We start from the raw sequence: 21,749 nt of genomic DNA, 5'->3' as shown, positions 1-21,749 counted from the left end.
TCGTTACTCGACCCTCGTCAGGCGCGCGTGGCAGCGGCGCAGCCGGTCGAGCCACCAGTCGCGACGGTCTTCGGATGCCTCGTGGCGGTCGAGCAGGGCTGGGCTCACGTCGATGCGGCGCACCGGGATGCAGCCGTCGACGGGGGAGAGCGGCTCCTCCGTGACATCCGCTTCGAGCAGGGCCGCCGTGCCGAGTCCGCAGTCGTAGTCGAGCACGGGGACCACACCTGCGAGGTGGGCGCCCATCGAGAGACCGATGCTTGTGTCGAGTGCGCTCGAGATGACGACCGGCAGGCCGGCCTCGGCGATGATGCGTTCCGCGGCGGCTATGCCGCCCAGGGGCTGCGCCTTGATGACGAGCAGGTCGGCGGCGCCGGCCCGGGCAACCGCGAGCGGATCCTCGGCTTTCCGAACGCTCTCGTCCGCGGCGATGCCGATGCCCATGTAGCGGATGCGCTCGCGCAGTTGGGCGAGCTCGTCAACGCTCGCGCACGGCTGCTCGAGGTACTCGAGGTCGAACTCGGCCAGGGCGTGCACGGCCCGCTCGGCCTCGTCGATCGTCCAGGCACCGTTGGCGTCGAGGCGGATGCGGCCCTCCGGGCCGAGGTACTCGCGCACCGCCCGCACCCGTTCGACATCGTCGGCGATGCGCTGGGACGGGCCGGCGACCTTGACCTTGACGGTGCGGCATCCGCTGAATCGGTCGAGCACCCCGGCGACGCGACTGGGCTCGACCACCGGCAGGGTCGCGTTCACCCGCACGCTGCTGCGGAACACGGCCGGTTCCTCGCCCCAGCCGAAGTCGATCGCGGCGGCAAGCCAGGTGGCTGCCTCGGTGTCGTCGTATTCGACGAAGGGGGAGAACTCGGTCGCACCGCGCGGCCCCTCGAGGAGGAGGGCTTCGCGGGTGTCGATGCCGCGGAACCGCGTGCGCAGGGGGAGACAGACCACTCGCGCCGTTGCGAGCAGGTCGTCGATCGTGGGGAGCATCGCCCCAGTCTGGCAAAACGGATGTCGCGTTCCCCGTGAGTGTGCCCGCGACACGTGGAATAGGCTCGCGTGCATGAATTCGAGTGGTGAGTCCGCGCCCGCGGGGGCGGGCACAGCGCCATCTGCCGATCCCTGGTCGGCGGCGAACTGGACCGCTGAGCCAGTGCTGACGGTGCCCACCGGGCCCGCGCAGTCCCCGCAGCCCGTGCCAAGCGCTCGTCGACGCGGGAAGGCGCTCCCCGGCATGGTCGCGCTGGGGCTCGCGCTCGTGGGACTGGTGGTCGAGATCGTCGCGATCACCATCGCCGCACCGGCGTCTGCCACCGAGACTTCCTGGGCCGTGGCATCCGTGCTCGCGTGGATCGCCAACGGGCTGACCCTGGCCGGCGTCGTGACCGGCCTCGTCGCGGTCGTGGCCCGTCTCGGACGCTGGTGGGGCGCCCCGGCGATCGTCCTCGGGCTGCTCGCGAACCCGTGGCTGCAGGTCACGGTGCTCGGCGCCCTCAGCTAACCCGCCGCGCGCACTTCTGTGCGTCACGCGCACGTTTGATCGTACGCGCGACGCACAAAACTCCGCGCGCCGCGCCCCCGTAGGCTGGGAGCATGACCGTCTCCGAGCTTTTCGACGACTCCCGCTGGGTGGTGGCGCCCGGCGCCGACGCGCTGACCGACATCACGTACCACCACGACACGGAGGGCCGCGTCGCCCGCATCGCGTTCAACCGGCCGGAGGTGCGCAACGCGTTCCGACCGCACACGGTCGACGAGCTCTACCGCGCGCTCGATGACGCCCGCCAGAACCCGCGCATCGGCGTCGTGCTGCTGACCGGCAACGGGCCGAGCCCCAAGGATGGCGGCTGGGCCTTCTGCTCGGGTGGCGACCAGCGCATCCGGGGCCGCGACGGCTACAAATATTCGGATGACGCGATGACCGTGCAGGACCCCGCGCGTTCGGGACGCCTCCATATCCTCGAGGTGCAGCGCCTCATTCGCTTCATGCCCAAGGTCGTCATCGCGGTCGTGCCCGGATGGGCGGCCGGCGGCGGGCACTCCCTCCACGTCGTCTGCGACCTGACGATCGCCTCGGCGGAGCACGGCAAGTTCAAGCAGACGGATGCCGACGTCGGCTCCTTCGACGCCGGCTACGGCAGCGCCTACTTCGCGCGTCAGATCGGGCAGAAGAACGCGCGGGAGGTCTTCTTCCTCGCCCGTGAGTACAGCGCCCAGCGGGCGTACGAGATGGGGTCGGTCAACGCGGTCGTGCCGCATGGGGAACTCGAGATCACAGCCTACGAGTGGGCGCAGGAGATCCTGACCAAGTCGCCGACCGCCATCCGGATGCTCAAGTTCGCCTTCAACGCCGTCGACGACGGACTCGTGGGCCAGCAGGTCTTCGCGGGCGAGGCGACGCGCCTCGCCTATGGCACGGACGAGGCGGTCGAAGGCCGCGACTCGTTCCTCGAGAAGCGCGCGCCCGACTGGTCGCCCTTCCCCTGGCAATTCTGACGAGCGCGGTGTCTTCTCATTAGGGCGCCCGTATATTCGGCAGCGCTGGTGAGAAGTCGCAGCGCTCATGGCGGATGCCTCGTGTGCACTCCCGAATAGGATTCGATCGTGGCTAGAGCGAAGCAGCAGAGGATGGACCCCCGTAAGGCAGCGGCAGCGGCAGCGGCGCGCAGCAGCAAGCGACCCGTGCCCCCGCAGGCGAAGGTGCAGCCGGCGACAGCCCGCGACTGGATCGCGGGCGCCCGCATCCGCACCCTCACGCTCGGAATCGCGCCCGTCGCGCTCGGCACGGCGGCGGCCCACTTCTCCGCGCCGGAAGAGGGCTGGCACTGGGTGCGTGCCCTCCTGTGCCTCGCGACGGCCCTGCTGCTCCAGGTCGGCGTGAACTTCGCCAATGACTACTCCGACGGCATCCGCGGCACCGATGCCCACCGCGTGGGCCCATCGCGGCTGACCGGCTCGGGGGCGGCCAAGCCGCGGACCGTGCTGACCGTCGCGCTCGTGTTCCTCGGGCTGGGCGCGTTGGCGGGCCTCGCCGTCATCGTGCTCAGTGGGCAGTGGTGGCTGCTCGCCGTCGGGGCGGCCGCGATCGCCGCAGCCTGGTTCTACACGGGCGGCAAGCATCCCTATGGCTACTACGGCCTCGGCGAGCTCTTCGTCTTCGTGTTCTTCGGCCTCGTCGCGACCGCTGGCACCATGTACGTGCAGGTTGGCACCGTCTCGCTCGAGGCGTGGCTGCTCGCCGTCATCGCGGGGCTCTTCGCGTGCTCTGTGCTCGTCGCCAACAACATGCGCGACATCGAGCAGGACCGCCTCTCCGGCAAGCGCACCCTCTCGGTGCTCATCGGGCTCACGGCATCCCGCGTGCTGTTCACGGTGCTGATCCTCGCGCCGTTCGGCATTCTCGTGTTCTTCGCGCTGCTCTTCATCCTCGCGAAGTACGTCTTCTTCGTGCTGCTCCTCGCGGTGCCCGCGGTGATCATCGCCTGCACGGGCAAGACGGCGCAGGAGTTCCTGCTCGTGCTCAAGCTCGCGAGCTTCACGTCGCTCGCCTTCGCGTTGGGGTTGGCCGCCGCGATCGTGTTCTAGCGGGAGTCGCGCCTAACGCGCCTCGGGGCCGGACTTGTCGCGCCGTTCAGCTGGGACTGTATCCGGCGAATCCGTCACCGCATCCTCAGCCTCGGCGTCGGGGTGCACCTCGGGCTTCTCGCGCCGCTGCTGGAGGTCGAGCGCCAGCTGGTCGCGGGTGTCGCGGAAGAACAGGTATGCGACCGAGAACGAGATCACCATCGCGAAGATCGCCGACAGCCACCACCAGATGCCGAGCAGCATCAGTGCGGCGAAGACACCGGCGAAGAGGCCGAGGCGCAAGAGCGTGTAGAGCAACCAACGGTGGGAGGTTTTCACGCAACGAGTCTACGCAGCGCGGCCTGGGCATCCGTCCCCGCGGTCGAACGATCGCCCAGCGGCCGCCAAGTCCGCTGGCGTAGACTCGGGGCATGCGCGCCTTCCTACCTGTCTTCGGGGCAGCACTGTTGCTGGCCTTCTGGGTCTACGCGCTCATCGACTGCATCCGCACCGACGACTTCCGTGCCCGCGGGCTCCCGAAGGGCGCCTGGGTCTTCGTCATCATCATCCTTCCGCTCATCGGCGGCCTGCTCTGGTTCACGATCGGCAAGGAGCGGATGCCGCGTGCCGGCGGCCGCCCCGCGGCCTCGCGTCCCGTCTACCCCGACGACGACCCCGCCTTCCTGCGCAGCGTCGACACCGAGGCGGAGCGCGAGCAGCGCATCCGTGACCTCGAGGCGAAGCTCGCGGAGCTCGATGACGAAGACAACACGGGCCTGAAGGGCGCGAGCGACGAGCCCAAGGGCGAATGAACGCCGGGAGCCCGGCGACCGAGTTCTCGGTCGGCCTGCTGGCAGAACTCGTTCGCCTCGGTGTGCGCCACCTCGTCGTGGCTCCAGGCTCGCGCTCGCAGGCGCTGGCGCTCGCCGCGGCTGAGTTTGAACGGGCCGGCCGTGCCCGCCTGCACGTGCGCATCGATGAGCGTTCGGCGGGCTTTCTGGCGCTCGGCCTCGCGGCCGAGTCGGGGCATCCGGCCGCCGTCATCACGACCTCGGGAACCGCCGTCGCAAACCTGCACCCCGCGGTGCTCGAGGCACACCACGCGGGCGTGCCGCTCATCGTCATCACGGGCGACCGTCCCGCCGAGCTCCGCGGCATCGGCGCCAACCAGACGACCGTGCAGCACGGTATCTTCGGCCCGGCCGTGCGCTTCACGCGCGACATCGACGCGCCCTCGCAGGAGAGTGCTGACCCCGCGGGTGCGCGTGCGATCGCCCGGGAGGCGTGGTCGGCCGCATGCGGGCACTCGGATGCCCCGGGCCCGGTGCACCTCAACGTGGCCTTCCGCGAGCCCCTCTCGGCGGCGATCGCGGAGTTGCCTGCCGCGGGCGACGCTGCGGGTTTCGATACGCTCGTGCCTCGCTCCTCAACCCACCGCCCCCACCGCCTCTCCGCCGCGCCGCGCACGGTCGTCATCGCCGGGGACCGCGCCGGCGAGCAGGCCGAGGCCGTCGCCCGCGCCCTCGGCGCCCCGCTCCTCGCCGAGGTCTCGAGCGGTGCCCGCTTCGGCCCCAACCTCGTCGCTGCCTACCGGGAACTCCTGCGCGACCCCGACTTCGGCGGGCTCATCGAGCGTGCCATCGTCTTCGGGCACCCCACCCTGAGCCGCGAGGTGCCGCAGCTCATCCAGCGCGCTGACGTACACACGATTGTCGTGCGCGGCAGCTCGCCCGAGGACTACAACCCCGGTCACCGCGTCGCCGAGTTCATCGACGCGATCGAGGTCGAGGGCGGCCCCGACCCCGACCGCTCCTGGCTGGGGCGCTGGGTGCACACGAGCCGCGGCCTGATCGAGGCATCCGATGATGCCCCCGTGGTCGACGCGCCGGATGCCTACGACGGCACCGTCACGGCGGCGTTCCAGCGGCAGACCCTCGCGGCATTGCGCGCACCCGTCACGCGCCGCGCCCTCGCCGACGCCGTGTGGCGGGCGACGTGGCCGCACGACCGGCTCGTGCTCGGCTCCTCGCGGCTCATCCGCGAGCTCGACTCCGCGGTGCCGGGCAAGAAGATCCGCGTGCACGCCAACCGCGGCCTCGCCGGCATCGACGGCACGCTCTCGACCGCGATCGGCGTCGCAATCGCAAGCCAGGACGCGACGGATGCCACGGGCGTCACCCGCGCGCTCGTCGGCGACCTGACCTTCCTGCACGAGCCAGGCGGCCTGCTGCTCGGGCGCGGGGAGGAGCGACCCCGCATCCAGGTGATCGTCGGCAACGACGGTGGGGGAACGATCTTCGGCGGCCTTGAGGTCGCCGCGACATCCGACCCCTCCGCGTTCGAGCGCGTCATGACAACCCCCCACGAGGTCGACCTGGGCGCGCTCGTGGGCGCCTACGGCTGGGAGTACGTGCGCGCGGCGACTCGCAGCGAACTGGATGCCGCGCTCACGGGTTCACCCGGGCCGGTCGTGATCGAGGTGCCGCTGGCGCGCTGACGCGTGCCTCGCCGTCGCGGCGTGCTCTGCCCTGTGAGTGGCCAAAGTTTCGGCCAAACCCGGCTGGGAGGCCGAATGTTTGGCCACTCACGTCGGAGCTTGGGTTCGATGCGCCTCAGCCGACCGGGTCGAACGCGTCCACGATGGGCTTGAACTTCATGCGGGTCTCGAGCAGTTCGCGTTCCGGGTCGGAGTCGGCCACGATGCCAGCGCCCGCCCACGCCGTCACTGTGCCGTCGGAATCCACCCGTGCGCTGCGCAGGGCGATCGCCCACTCGCCGTCGCCATCCGCGCCGACCCAGCCGACCGGACCGGCATAGGGTCCGCGGTCGAAGGGCTCGAGCTCCTCGATCAACGCCATGGCGTCGGGCGTCGGCGTGCCCGCGACGGCCGCGGTCGGGTGCAGCGCCCGGATGAGGTCGAGCGAGGTCGAGCCGTCGTCGAGCACGCCCTCGACATCGCTGGCCAGGTGCCACACGTTTGGCAGCCGCAGGGTGAAGGGCACCTCACTCGCGACGACCCCTCGACTGTGCGGGCGCAGCGACGCCAGCACACTCTGCACCGCGAACTCGTGCTCGTCCTGGTCTTTGGGGGAGGTCGCGAGGGTCGTTGCGGCCTCGTCGTCGCTCGTGGCATCCGTGCCCCTCGCTGCACTGCCGGCGAGCACCCGCGCCGTGGCGACGCCGTCGTGCACGCTCACGAGGGTCTCGGGGCTCGAGCCGATGAAGCCGTCGATTGCGAAGGTCCAGCAGTCGGGGTAGCTCTCGGCCAGAGCGGCGATCGTGGGGCGGAGGTCAGCGCCCGCCTCGAGGCGCGCCGCCAGATCGCGAGCGAGCACGACCTTGCTGAGTCGCCCGTCGCGGATCGCCCCGATGCCGTCCCGCACGATGCCGAGGTAGCCCTCGGACGACAGTGCGCCATCCGCAAAGGAGGCGTGAGCGGCGGATGTCGCAGCCTCCACCCGCGGCAGCATGGCGGCCGTGAGCGGCTCGACGGGCGCAGGGCCGACCGTGATGCGGGTCAGCCAGAAGTGTTCCTCGGCGCGACCCACCACGAAGGCCGGAACCACGAGACGGCTCGCGTGCGCGGAACCCGGCGAGAACGAGAAGCTGCCGAACGCGACAAGACCCGTGCCGGGTAACGCCAGCGGGTCGGTGATCGTGGCGGCGTCCGCGACCGCGCGCCAGGTGGCCGCGGCATCCGTCATCCGCTGCTCACCCGAGAACTCGAAACGGGCCGCGACACCGTGCCCAGTGATGCCGAAACCCCGGCGACGCCACAGGAGCGGCTGCTGCCGGTCGAGCAGCGAGACGAGGGGGCCGGGGTTGTCGATGGCGACCGTCTCGACGGTGAGCGCGGGCACCTGCCGCACAGGATCGATCACCACGCAAGCCTATCCCCGCCACGGGTAGACTTGACGGGTGGCAACCGCTGACCTCAACAAGCAACCCGACCAGGTGTCGGCGATGTTCGACGAGGTCGCAGCCGGATACGACCGCACCAACGGCGTGCTCTCGATGGGCAACTCGGCGCTCTGGCGCCACGCCGTCGTCAAGGCCATTGCCCCGCAGCCGGGGGAGCGCATCCTCGACATTGCCGCGGGAACCGGCACGAGCTCCGAAATCATCTCGCGCAGCGGAGCCCACGTCGTTGCCGCCGACTTCTCACACGGCATGCTTGAGGTGGGCCGTCGCCGCCACCCACAGATCGACTTCGTGCACGCCGACGCCATGCAGCTGCCCTTCAGCGACGCCGAGTTCGACGCCGTCACGATCTCCTTCGGGCTGCGCAACATCGAAGACCCCAAGAAGGCGCTGGCCGAGATGCGCCGCGTGCTCAAGCCGGGCGGGCGCCTGGTCGTGTGCGAGTTCTCGACCCCACCGCTCGCGCTCGTGCGCACGGGCTACAACGCCTACATGAAATACCTCATGCCCCTCGTGGTGGGTGCCTCGAGCACCAACCCGGAGGCATACACCTACCTGGCGGCATCCATCGCGGACTGGCCAGACCAGGCCACGCTCGCATCGTGGATCCGCGACGCCGGCTTCACCGGAGTCGAGCACCGCAACCTCACGGCCGGAGTGGTGGCACTTCACCGCGCCCGCGTGCCCGCGGCGAACTGAACCATGCCCGCGCGGCGGGCCACAACGATGAGGGTGATGCAGTGGACGGCAAGCTGACACGCGTGCGCCGCCGTGCAAGCATGGTGGCGTCGCTCGGGCTCACCGAGGCGATCTTCTCGACCGCCGAGGAGCGCCGCGTCGTCGACCAGGTTGAGAAGGGCCTCGAGGCTGTCGAGGCGCGCCTGCTCACCGAGATCGCCTTCGCCGACGAACTGGCGGATGTCACGAGCCGATACCTGCTCGAAGCGGGCGGCAAGCGCGTGCGCCCGACCCTCACGCTGCTCACCTCACAGCTGGGGGGCGGCGTCGACGATCGCGTCCTCACGGCCGCGACGGCACTCGAGATCACGCACCTCGCGTCGCTCTACCACGACGACGTCATGGACGAGGCGCACATGCGTCGCGGCGTCCCCAGCGCGCAGACCGTGTGGGGCAACTCGGTCGCGATCCTCTCCGGCGACCTGCTGTTCGCCCGGGCCAGCAAGCTCATCGCGAGTCTCGGCGAAGACGCCATCCGCCTGCAGGCCGACACCTTCGAGCGGCTCTGCCTCGGCCAGCTGCACGAGACGATCGGTCCCCGGAACGGTGAGGACCCCATCGAGCACTACATCCAGGTGCTCGCCGACAAGACCGGCTCGTTGATCGCCGCAGCGGCGCGCATCGGCATCAGCTTCTCCGAGGCATCCGCCGCTTTCGAAGCCCAGGTCGAGGAGTTCGGCGAGAAGATCGGCGTCGCCTTCCAACTCGTCGACGACGTCATCGACCTCTCCGCGGAGTTCGAGGAGACCGGCAAGGTCGCCGGCACCGACCTGCGTGCTGGCGTCGTGACGCTGCCGCTGCTCTACCTGCAGCGCGACGCCGAGATCGACCCGGAGGCCGCGGACCTCCTCGCCCGCATCGAGGCCGGCCGCCAGGCAGAGGCCCCGCTCGATGCCGAGATCGCGCAACTCCGCGAGCACTCAGCCACGGCCCGCACGATAGAAGAGGCTCACCGTTGGGCTCGTGAGGCGAAGGACGCCATCGCACCCCTCCCCGAGGGCCCCGTCAAGAAGGCCCTCACCCGCTTCGCGGACTCCATCGTCGAGCGCAGCAGCTGACCTTCCCCGAAAGGACCCCATGACAAAGCTGAGGCTTGCCATCGTCGGCGCCGGACCCGCCGGCATCTACGCCGCCGACATCATCCTCAAGGCTGAGAAGCAGTTCGATGTCTCCATCGACCTCTTCGACCACCTCCCCGCCCCCTACGGGCTCGTGCGCTACGGCGTCGCCCCCGACCACCCGCGCATCAAGGGCATCATCAACGCCCTCCGCGAGGTGCTCGATCGTGGTGACATACGCCTCTTCGGCAATGTGCACTACGGCACCGACCTGACGCTCGCCGACCTCAAGCAGCACTACAACGCCGTCATCTTCGCGACGGGCGCGGTGCGGGATGCCTCGCTCGACATCCCGGGCATCGACCTGCCCCGCAGCTACGGCGCCGCCGAGTTCGTCAACTGGTACGACGGGCACCCCGACTTCCCGCGCGAGTGGCCGCTCGACACGTCATCCGTCGCGGTGATCGGCAACGGCAACGTCGCGCTTGACGTGGCCCGCATGCTCGCGAAGCACGCCGACGACCTGCTCACGACCGAGATCCCCGCCAACGTCTACGAGGGCCTCAAGAAGTCGGCCGTGACCGACGTGCACGTCTTCGGCCGCCGCGGGCCAGCCCAGGTGAAGTTCACCCCGCTCGAGCTGCGTGAACTCGGCGAGCTCAACGACGTCGACATGGTGCTCTACGACGAGGACTTCGAGGTGACGGATGCCGCATCCGAGGCGGCCATCGCGACCAACAAGCAGGTCATGGTCATCAACCGCGTGCTGAACTCGTGGCGCACGCGGGAAGTGGGGCAGGCATCCCGCCGCCTGCACCTGCACTTCTGGTCGAAGCCGCTCGAGATCGTTGGTTCGGCGAAGTCCGGCGTGCAGGCGTTGCGCTACGAGCGCACCGAGCCGGATGGCGAAGGCGGCGTGCTCGGCACGGGCGAGATCCGCGAGGTGCCCGTGCAGGCCGTCTACCGCGCGGTTGGCTACTTCGGCTCGCCGCTCGACGGCATCCCCTTTGACGAGCGTCGCGGGGTCATCCCCAACCGTGAGGGCCAGGTCATCGACGACAACGACCAGGTCGTCCCCGGCGTGTTCGCGACCGGCTGGATCAAGCGTGGCCCCGTTGGGCTCATCGGGCACACCAAGAGCGACGCCATGGAGACCATCAGCCACGTGATCAACGGCCAGGCGGACTGGTGGAGCCCGTCGCATCCGGAGCCCTCGGCGGTCACCGAACTGCTGGAGTCGCGCGGGGTCGAGTACACCGACCTGTCGGGCTGGCACAACCTCGATGAGGCCGAGAAGGCCCTGGGCGCGCCCGAGGGCCGCGAGCGCATCAAGCTCGTTGACCGCGACGACATGCTCCGGGCGGCCCGCGGGGCGTAGCCGCCCCGGCCCGTGCATCCGCTGGCGGTGCAGGTCAGGTCCTGACAGTCGACGTCGCCCAATGCCTGCGTCGCGAGCCTCAGCATAGGTGAAGGGGCGCCCGTCGAACTCTGGGGGAAGTGGGATGCGGCATCCGCCCACGCTGTCAGCCCCCGCGGCCCCGCCCGGCCCCAGTTCGCCGACCTGTGCACAACCCGCCGCTCACAGGCGCTGAGACGACATGAAAGCATCCTGCCGGGGCGAGGGAAGGTGTTTAAGTGTCGTCTCAGCGGAAGGTGCGGGCCGACTAGGAGAGCTCGTCGAGCAGCTTGAGGCCGCGGCGGGCCCATGAGATCTCGGCATCGGCGCGTGCGATCATGCCCTCGTAGGTGTACCGCTTGAACGCGATCGTGCGCTCGTGCTGCGACGAGGGCACGGTCGCCAGCCGCCGGTTGAGCATGTCGCTGCCGCCCGTCTCGATCTCGCGGATCTTCTCGCGCCACTGCTCGAGCCGCTCCGTGTAGTGCGCGATGTGCGCGCGCAGTTGCAACCGCGCGGCATCCGGTGTCGCCCACTCGAAGTACGCGGCCTTGAGGTGCACGGGGTCGCGGTCGCGCGGGTAGTCGAGCGGGGTGTCCATCCACTCGCGGAAGGCGGTGCGCCCGGCCTCGGTGATCGCGTAGCGGCGTTTGGTGCCGCGCTGGCCCCACGTGACATCCGTGCCCTCGAGCAGTCCGTCGTTCTCCATGGCGCGCAGGGCCGGGTAGATCTGCGAGTCGGGCGCGTGCCAGACGTGACCGACGGATGCCTCGAACTGCTTGAGCAGGTCGTAGCCGGTCATCGGTTCCACCGTGAGCAGCGCGAGGATCGCATTGCGCAGGCTCATGGTTTCCCCCGGATGGTTGCGGACAGCGGATGCCGCGGGCTAGCCTATCCGCACGGCAACTATCTATCTACATAGATAGTGTCCGCTATGCAAGCGCAGCCGATCAACGCCGATCGCGAAGGAAGAGACATGACCGACACCATGCCCGCCCGTCAGACCTCGACGACACACAAGGTCATGCCGCATCCGCTCAACGCCTGGTACGTCGCCGCCTGGGACCACGAGGTCACGCGCAAGCCGATGGCCCGCCGCATCGCCGACCGCCCGCTCGCGCTCTACCGCACCGAGGACGGTCGCGCCGTCGCGCTCGCCGACGCCTGCTGGCACCGCCTCGCACCGCTCTCGATGGGCAAGGTCGTGGGTCGCGACGGCATCCAGTGCCCGTACCACGGCATCATCTACGACTCCCTCGGCCGCTGCGTGAGCATGCCCGCGCAGGAGACGATCAACCCGAGCGCGACCGTACCGTCGTTCCCAGTCGTGGAGCGCTACCGCTACGTGTGGGTGTGGCTCGGTGACCCGGCGCTCGCCGACCCCGCGCTCGTGCCCGACATGCACCAGATGGACAGCCCCGAATGGGCGGGCGACGGCCTCACGATCCACGCCAAGTGCAACTTCCAGCTCGTGCTCGACAACCTCATGGACCTCACCCACGAGGAGTTCGTGCACTCCTCGACCATCGGGCAGGAGGAGCTGAGTGAGTCCGACTTCGTGACGACGCACGACGACCGCACGGTCAAGGTCGAGCGCTGGATGCTGAACATCGACCCGCCGCCCTTCTGGCTCAAGAACATGCGGGACAAGTTCCCCGGGTTCTCGGGCAAGGTCGACCGCTGGCAGATCATCCACTTCGAGGCGCCGTCGACGATCTGCATCGACGTTGGCGTCGCGATGGTCGGCACGGGGGCGCCCGAGGGTGACCGCAGCCAGGGCGTCAACGGTTACGTCATGAACACGATCACGCCCGAGACGGATCGCACGAGCCACTACTTCTGGGCGTTCATGCGCAACTACCGTCTCGACAGCCAGCTCATCACGACCCAGCTGCGCCAGGGCGTGTACGGCGTCTTCGGCGAGGACGAGGTCATGCTCGAAGCCCAGCAGGCCGCGATCGACGCCAACCCCGACTACGAGTTCTACAACCTCAACATCGACGCGGGCGGCATGTGGGCGCGCCGAATCATCGAACGGATGCTTGAGGCTGAGGGTCGCTCGGCGCGCATGGCTCCTGCCGCACCGACCTTCCGTCGCACGGGCGCCTGACGTGGTCGCGAGCAACATCGAGGTCTGGCAGCGGGCAAGTGTTGTCTCGGTGGAAGACGTTGCCACGGGCATCCGTCGCATCGTCCTTGCGCCCGAGATGCCGGCGAAGGCCGACCCTGGCACGCACCTCGACCTGATGGTCACGATCGACGGCAAGCCGGAGAAGCGTTCGTACTCGATCGTGGATGCCTCGGCCACGGGTGATCGCGTCGCGCTGAGTGTGTTCCGCACGCCGACCTCGCGTGGCGGCTCGATCTGGATGCACCAGCTCGCGCCCGGCGACGTGCTGGAGGTGACGCAGCCGCTGCAGAACTTCCCGCTGCGCTACGGGGCACCACGGTACCTGCTGCTCGCGGGCGGCGTCGGCATCACGGCGATCGCGGCGATGGCGCGCGCCCTCGCCCGGGTCAACGCGGACTTCACGCTCGTCTATGCGGGCCGCTCGCGCTCAGCCATGGCCTACCTGCGCGAGCTCGACGCGGAACTGGGGGAGCGCATCCGCATTCATGTCGATGACGAGGGCACGACGATGTCGGTCGCGGCGCTCGTCGACTCGGTCAGCGATGACACAGAGGTGTACATGTGCGGGCCGATCCGGCTGATGGATGCCGTGCGTCGCTCCTGGGCTGCCCGCGGCCTGCCGCCGCAGCAGTTGCGCTATGAGACCTTCGGCGCGAGCGGCTGGTTTGATCCCGAGGAGTTCACGGTGCGCATCCCTCATCTGGGCGTCGAGGCGGTCGTGCCGAAGGGGCGCTCGATGCTGGAGGCGCTCGAGGATGCCGGCGTCGACATGATGTTCGACTGCCGCCGCGGCGAGTGCGGGCTGTGCGAGGTGCGGGTGCAGTCACTCACGGGCAACATCGACCACCGCGACGTCTTCTACAGCGACCGCCAGAAGGACGATCGCGCCAAGATGTGCTGCTGCGTCTCCCGCGTGGTCGCGGCGGGCGCGCCGGCCATCGTCACGATCGAAACCACCTGACCCCCGCTGAGACGACACTCAAACACCTTCCTGAGCACCGGGAGCATGCTTGAGTGTCGTCTCAGCGGCGGGAGAGGGGGGGCAGGAGGGCGGCTACGCGCGGTACCGGTCCGGGAGCATGCGCCGCGCCGCCTTGCGCGCGGGCTCCTCGATGAAGCGCCACAGCACCCACGCGAAGACCCACGACGCCACGATCACGAAGACCGTGATGCCGATGAGGCCGGGCCCGGTGGCGCCGGTCCCCTGCGTGATGAACAGGCCCGCACCGATGACGAGCGGATGCGAGAGGTACAGCGCAAACGACACGCGCCCGCCCAGCACAAAGGGTCGGGTGGCGAGCAGCCGCGCGAGGGGGTCCCGACCGTAGATGGCGAGCGAGCCGATGAGGACGACGAAGAGCGGCAGCACCACGATGGTTTCGGTCGAGGCGATCTGGTCGACGCCGTTGTGGAACTGTTCCTGCGTTGTGCGCGCCCAGCGCCGGGGGTCGAAGGTCGTCACGAGATACACGACCGCGATGATGGCGGCGACCGTGAGGGTGGGGAGGGGCAGGCGTGAGGCGGTGCCCCGTCGCATCCGGTCGCGCAGGAAGACCGCGAGGATCGCGCCGATCCAGAACTCGGTGAGCACGCGGATGGCGACGACGCCGCCCATGATCTCCCAGCTCTCGGGGGAGAAGAGGAGGATCGTGTCGTCCTGCATGCTGCAGCCGACGATGATCATCGGCAGTGTCAGGAGCGCCATCGTGATGAGCATGCCGCGCGGGGAGACGACGCGGGCGAAACGGCCGAGCAGCAGCACGCCGCCGAGGCCGAAGGTGAGGTAGGCGAGCCACTCGGCGCTGATGGACCAGTCGAGCCCGTTCCAGTCGAGCTCGTGCGGATACCAGGCGTGCACGAGCAGGAGGTGCTCGATGAGGCGAGGCACGTCGATCTCTGCGGCGTAGGCAGGGTTGCCGGTCACCCAGAACATGACGATGAAGTAGGAGCCGAACAGCATGAGCACGAAGGCGGTGAGTGGCCACACTCGGCCGAGCCGCAGCCAGAGGAAGCCGAGCGTCGCCCGCCATCCGCGTCGCTCGGTCATGGTGTCGAGGTGCGTGACGGTGAGGATGAAGCCGCTGAGGATGAAGAACAGGTCGACGCCGAGGTAGCCCACGTTCATAAGGGGCGCGAGCACGTGCATGAAGGGGAACGCGTCAAGCAACTCGGTGCGGTAGTGCCGCAGGAACACCCAGAAGGCGGCGAGCGCACGGATGCCCGTGAGCGGGGCGATGAAGCTGCGTTCGGGTGTCGTCGCCGAGGTTGTGGCGGGGCTGTCTGCGGCGGCGGTCACGGAGGGAGTCTAGTTACTGCACGGTCGCCGTGAGGCGGGCGAGGTTGTCGAGCACGACGGAGCGGGTGGGGCGCGCCAGCCACTCCTTGAGCGTGAGTTCGCGGCTGTTGGCCCGGTACTGCTCCTCGATCGTGCGTAGCTGTCGAACGAAGCTCTGGCCATGCACCATGACCGAGATCTCGAGGTTGAGGCTGAAGGAGCGCATGTCCATGTTGCTTGAGCCGATGACGGCGACGCTGTCGTCGATCGTGAAGTGCTTCGCATGCAGCACGGTCGGCTCGGCGTAGAGCCAGATGCGCACGCCCGAACGCAGGAGGGCCTCGTAGTAGCTGCGCTGCGCGTGGTAGACAACCTTCTGGTCTGCAACCTCCGAGACGAAGAGCTCGACCTCGATGCCACTTTGGGCGGCCGTCGTCACGGCGTAGAGCATGGACTCGTCTGGCACGAAGTAGGGGCTCGTGATGACGATGCGGTGCTCAGCCGCATAGATCAGGTCGTTGAAGAGGCGCAGGTTGTTCTCGCCGCGGAACGCCGGGCCGCTCGGCACCACCTGGCATTCGATCTCCTGCCGGCGCTCGTCGCTGGTAACCTCGCCGATCTCATGCAGCAGCAGTTCGTCGGTCTCGGCATACCAGTCACTGAGGAACAGGGCGTTGATGCCAGCGACGATGGGGCCATCGAACTCGACCATGAGGTCTTTCCACCGCAGGCCCTTCCGCAGGTTTCCCTTCTTGTTGTAGGAGGAGTCGATCATGTTCTGCGACCCTGTGAGGGCGAAGTCACCGTCGATGACCAGGAGTTTGCGGTGGTTGCGGAGGTCAAGGCGCTGGTAGCGGCCCCTGAGTGGTTGCACCGGCAGCATGAGGTGCCACTCGATGCCCGCAGCATCCAGTCGTTTCGTCGTCTTGCGGTAGCCGGGGTACCGCAGCGATGCGATGTGGTCGAGCAGGAGGCGCACGGTCACGCCCCGCTTGGCCGCAGCTTCGAGCGCGTCGAAGAACGGCGCGGTCGTCTCGTCGAGGTTGACGATGTAGAACTCGGCGTGCACGAAGCGCTTCGCCCGACCCACGGCATCCGTCATCGCCCGGATGCTCTCCTCATAGTCGGAGTGCAGCTTCGCCGTGTTGCCGTGCACGAGCGGCATGGCACCCAGCGCGCGATTGAGGGCAACCGAGTTCGCGAACCAGGACGGCCACTCGCGGTTGACCTCCGCCTCGTCGAGCCCCTCGGTGGCGTCCAGGATGATCTTGTTCACCGTGTCCTGCTTCTTGCGTCGCTTGCGTGGCAGCTTGTTGCTGCCGAGAAGCAGGAACAGGAGGAACCCGACGTAGGGGATGAGGAAGATCGCGAGCAGCCAAGCGGTCGCCGTCTGCGGCCTGCGGTTGATGGGTACGACGATGAGAGCGCCGATGCGGATAGCGATGTCGATGATCGCCAGCACCACGATGATGAGGGTGCTGAGCCACCCGGCGCTCAACACGGTCAGCGCAGGTTCACGAACTGCAGGTCGACGTCGAGGTCGGCACCCTTCAGCAGTGACATGGTGGCCTGGAGGTCATCGCGGCTCTTCGAGCTGACGCGCAGTTCGTCGCCCTGGATCTGGCTCTTGACTCCCTTGGGCGCTTCGTCGCGGATGAGCTTGTTGATCTTCTTGGCGTCATCCTGCGCGATGCCCTGCTTGAGGTTCGCCTCGATGCGGTACTCCTTGCCGGATGCGTAGGGCTCTCCGGCGTCGAGGGACTTGAGGCTGATGCCACGCTTGATGAGCTTGGCCTCGAGCACCTCCAGCACGGCCTTGACCCGCTCCTCGGAGCTCGCCTTCATCAGGAACTTCTCGCCGCTCCAGTCAACGGATGCGCCGACGTTCTTGAAGTCGTAGCGCTGCGAGATCTCCTTCTGCGCCTGGTGGAGGGCGTTGTCGGCCTCCATCTTGTCGACCTTGCTGACGATGTCAAACGATGAATCTGCCATGCAGGCAATGCTAGCCGTGGCCACCGTACAGTCGGGGCTATGGCACACGACTCCTCGCAGCCCCGGCGCTGGCCCGACTGGGCGCTCGTCGGCGGGATCGCGGCGGGGGTCGCGGCGCTCGTGGTCGTGCTGATCCTCGCGGTCGTGCGGCCCGGAACCTCGGAGTTCGACAGTGAACCTGCCGAGGAGGGGCCGCCCTACGCCGCGCCAGCGTCGCTGCCCCCTCGCTCGCCGACCCCTGGGCCGGGTGCTGCGCAGGGAGCGGATGCCCCATGGCTGGCCGAGGCGGCGGAAGCGACGGGCATCCCCGAGCGTGCCCTCGCCGCCTACGCGGGTGCTGCCCTCTTCAAGGCCGTCGACCGGCCCGAGTGTGGCCTCAGCTGGAACACGCTCGCGGCGATCGGCCTCGTCGAGAGCGACCACGGGCGGCACGGCGGCTCCGAGGTCACGACTGACGGAACGGTGGAGCCTCCCATCTTGGGCATCGCGCTCGACGGATCCTCCTCAGCGCACATCCCCGACAGCGATGGCGGCGAGATCGACGGGGATCCCGAGTTCGACCGGGCCGTCGGTCCCATGCAGCTCGTGCCGCAGACATGGGCGCACTGGCACGTCGACGGCAACGGCGACGGCGTGGAAGACCCGCACAACATCGACGACGCAGTGCTCGCGGCATCCAACTATCTCTGCCGCGCAAGCCCCGACATGGTCGAGGGGGAGGGCTGGCGCGCCGGCGTGCTCGCCTACAACAACTCGCTCGGCTACGTGCGGTCGGTCGCGGCGGCCGCCAATCGTTACGCGACCCTTGTCGACAGCGTCATGGTTCCGAGGGCGTCGCCCTCAACCACGCCCTGAACCCGGCCGGGCGGTGCTCGAACGCACCATGAGCTCGAAGGGTAGGGCCGTGTTGAATGCGCCCTGCGTGCCGGTCTCCGGATGCAACTGGTCCAGCAGCAGCTCGGCCGCCATCCGTCCCTGCAGCTGAGGGAACTGCGCCACCGTCGTGAGGCCGAAGAACTCGCTCAGGTGGTGGTCGTCGATGCCCACGACCGAGACATCATCGGGCACGCGCAGGCCCATGTCGCGGGCGGCGAGGATGGCCCCGATCCCCATCTCGTCGGATGCCGCGAAGATCGCCGTCGGCCGGTCGCGCGGGGAGCCGAGCAGTTGCTTCGCCGCCGCGTGGCCGCCCTCGATCGTGAAGTCCGCTGCCCGAAACAGCGAGGGGTTCACGGGGATGCCCCGCGCCTCGAGCGCCCCCTCGTAGCCGATGCGACGGTTCGTGGGCAGGTGGAAGTCGCGTTCGAAGTCATCCGTCCCGCCGATGTGGGCGATCGCGGTGTGGCCGAGCTGCAGCAGGTGTTCCGTCGCCAACTGGGCGACCTCGACGTCGTCGATGCTGAGCGTCCGCACGCCGGGGAGCGGCCCGCCGACCCCCACCACGGGTTTGTGCATGCTCAGCAGGCCCTGCAGCTCCCCGCCGGTCAGCTCGAGGGAAATCGCAATCACCGCATCCACCCGCTTGTTCAGCAGGAAGTGCTCGAAGACGCTGCGCCGCTCGTCGCCGCCGCCCGCCAGGTTGTAGAGGGTGAGGTCGTAGCCGTGATTGCGGAGGGTGTTCTCCGCCCCCTCCAAGACGGATGCATAGAACCAGCGGGTGAGGAATGGCACCACCACGCCGATGTTGCGGGTGCGCCCCGTCGCGAGGCTCGACGCATTCGAGCTGACGACATAGCCGAGCTCCGCCGCCGCGGCGAGCACGGCATCCTTGGTCTTCTGCGAGACGTTGGGCTTGCCGCTCAAGGCACGCGAGACCGTCGCGGTGCTCACCCCCGCGAGCTCTGCAACGGCTTGAATCCCCGGCACTGAGACCTCCCTGCCTCGTCGCGATCATACTTCGGGTCTCGTGCGCTCGTCCCGCGGGTTGCTGTCGCTCGCGCGCTGTCGTGCTGTTGCCGTTTCTCTCGCTTCGCAGCATCCGTCCTCGCCGCTCCCGCTGCGGCGAGTGGCAACGTTGTCGCGCAACACGCCGCACGCGTACGGCCACACGCCGCCACGCGCGCCGGAAACGTTGCCGTTAGCCGCACGCCGAGCGGCGGCGGTCATGCTTGGAGACCCTCAATCCGGCCAGGTTCCTTCACCAGGGGCGGCGCCGGCCCAGGTGGGCGCCTTCGTCCATGACGCTGAGGGTGGTTGCCAGCACCGTTTTCCAGTCGAACATCACCTGGCGGTACGTGAAGTCGAGCACGACGAACCCTAGCCGCGTGAGGGTAGCGACCCGCTCGCGGTCATCCTCGTAAGCCTCGGCGCTTCCGTGGTGCAAGAAGCTGCCCACCTCAACCACGAGTCGGTCGCCGATGAGGAGGTCGACACGGATGCCGCGGGCCACGCGCACCTGCGGAACCGCGACGATCCCCGCCCGCCCGTACCGCACTCGCGCCACGGATTCACTGCCGGCTTCCGCGCGCGCCTCGACAAGGTCGAAGATGCCCCAGAGACGCTTCGGCACGAGGTCACGTATGTCTCCGAGAATCGTCCCGGGATATGCCTCGCGCAATACGCGGTCGTTCTCATCCTTAGCGGGGCGGAGGGCGCTATCGATCATGGCCACGGCATACTCCTCGGGCTCGAGCCGCACGCACTGTGCGAGACAACGTGCCGGCGACACCGCCCAGCGCTCTCCTCTCTCATGACGGTGGCGATCCCTGATGAGTCGCACGGGACCGGGTGTCGTGAGCGGCTGCCCCGTTACGGGGTGGAGAAGTCCGCGGGCTTCCGGTCGAACGCTGACATCGAGTGTGTGCCGAGACGGCGGCTGCCAGAGGTGATGGAGCGGCGCGGCAGAGGCGGCTGCGAGAGCCCCGCCGACCCGTGCCGCCCGCACAAGCAAAGGTGGAGCATCCGGCGTCGCATAGATTCCGCGCCGAACTCTGAGCACCTCCGGACCGACCGACCGCTGCACCGCATCGTCGCTGAGGCCCAGTGAGCGCAGCTCGCCGAGCGTCGCGACCCCGCCAAGACGAGTGATTGCGTGGGTGACGGATGGCACGGATGCAGCGTGCCCGATCGTGCGCGCATGGCTCCGCGCATCCGTGCCCGCTGTGGGCATCGCGGAGTGTGTTCGGTGCTGGGGAGGAGCGTGGTTCGCACCAACCCCCGGCGCACTGTATTCTCTTCTGAGCGCCTTCGATCAGGTGAATACACGTGGTCGGAGGAGCGGGGCAAGTTACCCAAGCGGCCAAAGGGATCTGACTGTAAATCAGACGGCTCAGCCTTCGGGGGTTCGAATCCCTCACTTGCCACGCTGTGATGTCCCAGGACATCGTGAACGGCTGAACCCCCGGTTTCGGGGGTTCAGCCGTTTTTTGCTTGGTATCCCTTGTTGGGGTTGAGGGTGAATTCGGCGAGGACTGTGCCGTCGTGGGTGATGACGGTGGCGTCGTTGTTGTGGATGAGGGCGATGATGTCGGTGCGGGCGTGGGGGCGTCCGATTCCGAGGTGGAGCATGCGGCCTGAGTGGCGGAGGCTGATCTTTCCGTCGTTGTCGATCGTGTCGTAGCGGACGCGCCAGATGCCCGGGTCCTCGGGTCGAGTCGGGGTGGCTTTGGGGATGAGCTGGTATGCGAACGCGGGGGTTTTGCGGTTCAGTGCCCGGTGCGGGCGGTAGTGGTTGTAGTAGTCGCGGAAGCTGTCGAGGCGGTGTTGGAGCTCGTCGATGCTGCCGCTGGGGTGGGCGGCGAGGTGTTTCTTCAGGGTCTGCCAGAAGCGTTCGATCTTGCCCTGGGTGGTGGGTTTGAAGGGCTTGCCGTTCTTCTGGGCGATCCCGTGGAGGGCGAGGAGGGTTTCGAAGGCGTTGCCGCCGCCGGTGCCGCGACCGCGGCCGCCCCGGGCAAGGCGTGTGGTGTAGACCATGCCGTTGTCAGTCAGGGTCGCCGCCGGGTAGCCGTGTTTGATCGCGGTAGTGGTGAAGGTGTCGGTGACGGTGCGGCCGGTAACGCGGGTGTGGGCGGTCAGGTGGAGCAGGGAGCGGGAGTGGTCATCGAGCCAGCCGATCACCTCGATGTCCTGCCCTGTGGTGAGGGTGACGTGGGTGAAGTCGGATTGCCAGAGCTCGTTGGGACGGTCAGCGGTGAAGCGTTGCCAGGAGGATCGAGGACGCTTCTGTGGTTGTCTGGCGACGGTGCCGGCGGCGGTGAGGATGCGCCAGATCGTGGTGCGACCGACGCGGATGCCCTCTCGGGCGAGGTGGGCTTGGATGGTGTCCGCGCCGGAATCGAGTCCGGCTTGGGTGAGGTCCTTGCGCAGCGTCAGTATGCGGGCGCGAACAGGTTCGGCGGTCTGGTTCGGGCTTGAGACGGGTCGGCGTGATCTCGACTCGAAGGCTGCATCTCCCTCCGTTAGCCAGCGATGATGCAGCTTGTGGACGAGGGACTTGGAGACTCCGTGGCGTCGGGCGACCTCGGCGTAGGAGAGGTTCTGGATGGTCACGGCCTTGATCAGCACCTCGGCTTTGCTCATCCCCTGACCGTGGCGAGAAAGCGTTCACGATGTCTTGGGACATGCCGCAGTCGACCGGCGGATCGTTCACGATGTCCCGAGACATGCGTTCACGATGTCCTGAAACCAGACACCTCACTTGCCACGCAATGAGACGAAGGGCCCCGGCGTTTGCCG

Annotated in this window: 21 protein-coding genes and 1 tRNA gene; 12 read left to right on the top strand and 10 right to left on the bottom strand. The window is 68.4% G+C overall.

Going from position 1 to position 21,749, the window contains the following annotated elements; all coding sequences use genetic code 11:
- Nucleotides 1–3: 3 nt before the first annotated feature.
- Nucleotides 4–990, bottom strand: coding sequence for an o-succinylbenzoate synthase (locus tag FVA74_RS12805; protein ID WP_147722864.1), 987 nt, complete (start codon nt 988–990; stop codon nt 4–6).
- 73 nt (nt 991–1,063) lie between these two features.
- Here FVA74_RS12805 and FVA74_RS12800 point away from each other — a divergent pair, with 73 nt between their 5' ends.
- The 3 genes from FVA74_RS12800 (at nt 1,064) to FVA74_RS12790 (ending at nt 3,585) form a co-directional block, all read left to right on the top strand.
- The gene (locus FVA74_RS12800; RefSeq protein ID WP_147722863.1) at nt 1,064–1,501 is read left to right on the top strand and encodes a hypothetical protein; all 438 of its coding nucleotides are present in this window, start codon (nt 1,064–1,066) and stop codon (nt 1,499–1,501) included.
- Nucleotides 1,502–1,593: 92 nt separating this feature from the next.
- Nucleotides 1,594–2,496, top strand: coding sequence for a 1,4-dihydroxy-2-naphthoyl-CoA synthase (locus FVA74_RS12795; RefSeq protein WP_147722862.1), 903 nt, complete (start codon nt 1,594–1,596; stop codon nt 2,494–2,496).
- Between the two features lie 132 nt (nt 2,497–2,628).
- Nucleotides 2,629–3,585 (top strand): 1,4-dihydroxy-2-naphthoate polyprenyltransferase, encoded by a 957-nt coding sequence (locus tag FVA74_RS12790; protein WP_147723229.1) that lies wholly within the window; start codon nt 2,629–2,631, stop codon nt 3,583–3,585.
- Between the two features lie 12 nt (nt 3,586–3,597).
- On the opposite strand, the gene FVA74_RS12785 is transcribed toward FVA74_RS12790, so the two are convergent.
- The gene (locus FVA74_RS12785; RefSeq protein WP_147722861.1) at nt 3,598–3,903 is read right to left on the bottom strand and encodes a DUF4229 domain-containing protein; all 306 of its coding nucleotides are present in this window, start codon (nt 3,901–3,903) and stop codon (nt 3,598–3,600) included.
- Nucleotides 3,904–3,995: 92 nt separating this feature from the next.
- Between FVA74_RS12785 and FVA74_RS12780 the strand changes: the two genes are divergently transcribed.
- Complete coding sequence (locus tag FVA74_RS12780) at nt 3,996–4,376, top strand: PLD nuclease N-terminal domain-containing protein (protein WP_147722860.1); 381 nt, start codon at nt 3,996–3,998, stop codon at nt 4,374–4,376.
- Nucleotides 4,373–6,061, top strand: coding sequence for a 2-succinyl-5-enolpyruvyl-6-hydroxy-3-cyclohexene-1-carboxylic-acid synthase (menD, locus tag FVA74_RS12775; RefSeq protein WP_147722859.1), 1,689 nt, complete (start codon nt 4,373–4,375; stop codon nt 6,059–6,061). The genes FVA74_RS12780 and menD overlap by 4 nt, the downstream gene beginning before the upstream one ends.
- A gap of 115 nt (nt 6,062–6,176) precedes the next feature.
- Here menD and FVA74_RS12770 read toward each other — a convergent pair whose 3' ends face one another.
- Nucleotides 6,177–7,445, bottom strand: coding sequence for an isochorismate synthase MenF (locus tag FVA74_RS12770; RefSeq protein WP_240792243.1), 1,269 nt, complete (start codon nt 7,443–7,445; stop codon nt 6,177–6,179).
- A 37-nt stretch (nt 7,446–7,482) separates the two neighbouring features.
- Between FVA74_RS12770 and ubiE the strand changes: the two genes are divergently transcribed.
- From ubiE to FVA74_RS12755, 3 genes are all read left to right on the top strand, one after another.
- Nucleotides 7,483–8,184 carry a bifunctional demethylmenaquinone methyltransferase/2-methoxy-6-polyprenyl-1,4-benzoquinol methylase UbiE gene (gene ubiE, locus FVA74_RS12765; RefSeq protein ID WP_147722858.1) on the top strand — a complete coding sequence of 234 codons (702 nt, stop codon included), beginning with the start codon at nt 7,483–7,485 and terminating at the stop codon, nt 8,182–8,184.
- 80 nt (nt 8,185–8,264) lie between these two features.
- Nucleotides 8,265–9,281, top strand: coding sequence for a polyprenyl synthetase family protein (locus FVA74_RS12760; RefSeq protein ID WP_147723227.1), 1,017 nt, complete (start codon nt 8,265–8,267; stop codon nt 9,279–9,281).
- 19 nt (nt 9,282–9,300) lie between these two features.
- Nucleotides 9,301–10,659: an FAD-dependent oxidoreductase gene (locus FVA74_RS12755; RefSeq protein ID WP_147722857.1), complete on the top strand. Its 1,359-nt coding sequence runs from the start codon at nt 9,301–9,303 to the stop codon at nt 10,657–10,659.
- 286 nt (nt 10,660–10,945) lie between these two features.
- Here the strand turns inward: FVA74_RS12755 and FVA74_RS12750 are convergent, their stop codons facing one another.
- A complete protein-coding gene (locus tag FVA74_RS12750; RefSeq protein WP_147722856.1) occupies nt 10,946–11,524 on the bottom strand; it encodes a PadR family transcriptional regulator in 579 nt (192 codons plus the stop codon).
- Nucleotides 11,525–11,653: 129 nt separating this feature from the next.
- Between FVA74_RS12750 and FVA74_RS12745 the strand changes: the two genes are divergently transcribed.
- Both FVA74_RS12745 and FVA74_RS12740 read left to right on the top strand, forming a co-directional pair.
- Nucleotides 11,654–12,787 carry an aromatic ring-hydroxylating dioxygenase subunit alpha gene (locus FVA74_RS12745; RefSeq protein ID WP_147722855.1) on the top strand — a complete coding sequence of 378 codons (1,134 nt, stop codon included), beginning with the start codon at nt 11,654–11,656 and terminating at the stop codon, nt 12,785–12,787.
- 1 nt (nt 12,788) lies between these two features.
- Complete coding sequence (locus FVA74_RS12740) at nt 12,789–13,769, top strand: PDR/VanB family oxidoreductase (protein WP_147722854.1); 981 nt, start codon at nt 12,789–12,791, stop codon at nt 13,767–13,769.
- A 93-nt stretch (nt 13,770–13,862) separates the two neighbouring features.
- Here FVA74_RS12740 and FVA74_RS12735 read toward each other — a convergent pair whose 3' ends face one another.
- The 3 genes from FVA74_RS12735 to FVA74_RS12725 are packed head-to-tail and all read right to left on the bottom strand — an operon-like array spanning nt 13,863 to nt 17,075.
- Nucleotides 13,863–15,104: an acyltransferase gene (locus FVA74_RS12735; protein ID WP_147722853.1), complete on the bottom strand. Its 1,242-nt coding sequence runs from the start codon at nt 15,102–15,104 to the stop codon at nt 13,863–13,865.
- A 13-nt stretch (nt 15,105–15,117) separates the two neighbouring features.
- Nucleotides 15,118–16,581: a cardiolipin synthase gene (gene cls / locus FVA74_RS12730; RefSeq protein WP_147723226.1), complete on the bottom strand. Its 1,464-nt coding sequence runs from the start codon at nt 16,579–16,581 to the stop codon at nt 15,118–15,120.
- A gap of 5 nt (nt 16,582–16,586) precedes the next feature.
- Entirely contained in the window at nt 16,587–17,075 is a 489-nt protein-coding gene (locus FVA74_RS12725; protein WP_147722852.1) for a YajQ family cyclic di-GMP-binding protein, read from the bottom strand.
- 39 nt (nt 17,076–17,114) lie between these two features.
- Between FVA74_RS12725 and FVA74_RS12720 the strand changes: the two genes are divergently transcribed.
- On the top strand, nt 17,115–17,930 hold the full coding sequence (locus FVA74_RS12720; protein WP_147722851.1) for a lytic transglycosylase domain-containing protein: 816 nt from the start codon (nt 17,115–17,117) through the stop codon (nt 17,928–17,930).
- Here the strand turns inward: FVA74_RS12720 and FVA74_RS12715 are convergent.
- A complete protein-coding gene (locus tag FVA74_RS12715) occupies nt 17,916–18,941 on the bottom strand; it encodes a LacI family DNA-binding transcriptional regulator (protein WP_147722850.1) in 1,026 nt (341 codons plus the stop codon). The two genes, FVA74_RS12720 and FVA74_RS12715, sit on opposite strands and share 15 nt — an antisense overlap.
- Nucleotides 18,942–19,212: 271 nt before the next feature.
- Nucleotides 19,213–19,680 carry an endonuclease domain-containing protein gene (locus tag FVA74_RS13645; protein WP_240792369.1) on the bottom strand — a complete coding sequence of 156 codons (468 nt, stop codon included), beginning with the start codon at nt 19,678–19,680 and terminating at the stop codon, nt 19,213–19,215.
- Between the two features lie 615 nt (nt 19,681–20,295).
- Between FVA74_RS13645 and FVA74_RS12705 the strand changes: the two genes are divergently transcribed.
- Nucleotides 20,296–20,377 (top strand) — tRNA-Tyr (locus tag FVA74_RS12705).
- Between the two features lie 52 nt (nt 20,378–20,429).
- Here the strand turns inward: FVA74_RS12705 and FVA74_RS12700 are convergent.
- Entirely contained in the window at nt 20,430–21,593 is a 1,164-nt protein-coding gene (locus FVA74_RS12700) for an IS481 family transposase (RefSeq protein WP_147722848.1), read from the bottom strand.
- Between the last annotated feature and the right edge of the window lie 156 nt (nt 21,594–21,749).

The organism is Salinibacterium sp. dk2585, from assembly GCF_008001035.1.
Classification (GTDB): domain Bacteria; phylum Actinomycetota; class Actinomycetes; order Actinomycetales; family Microbacteriaceae; genus Homoserinimonas.
The sequence above is the reverse complement of the archived record's forward strand: the minus strand, read 5'-3'. Positions and strand labels throughout refer to the sequence as shown.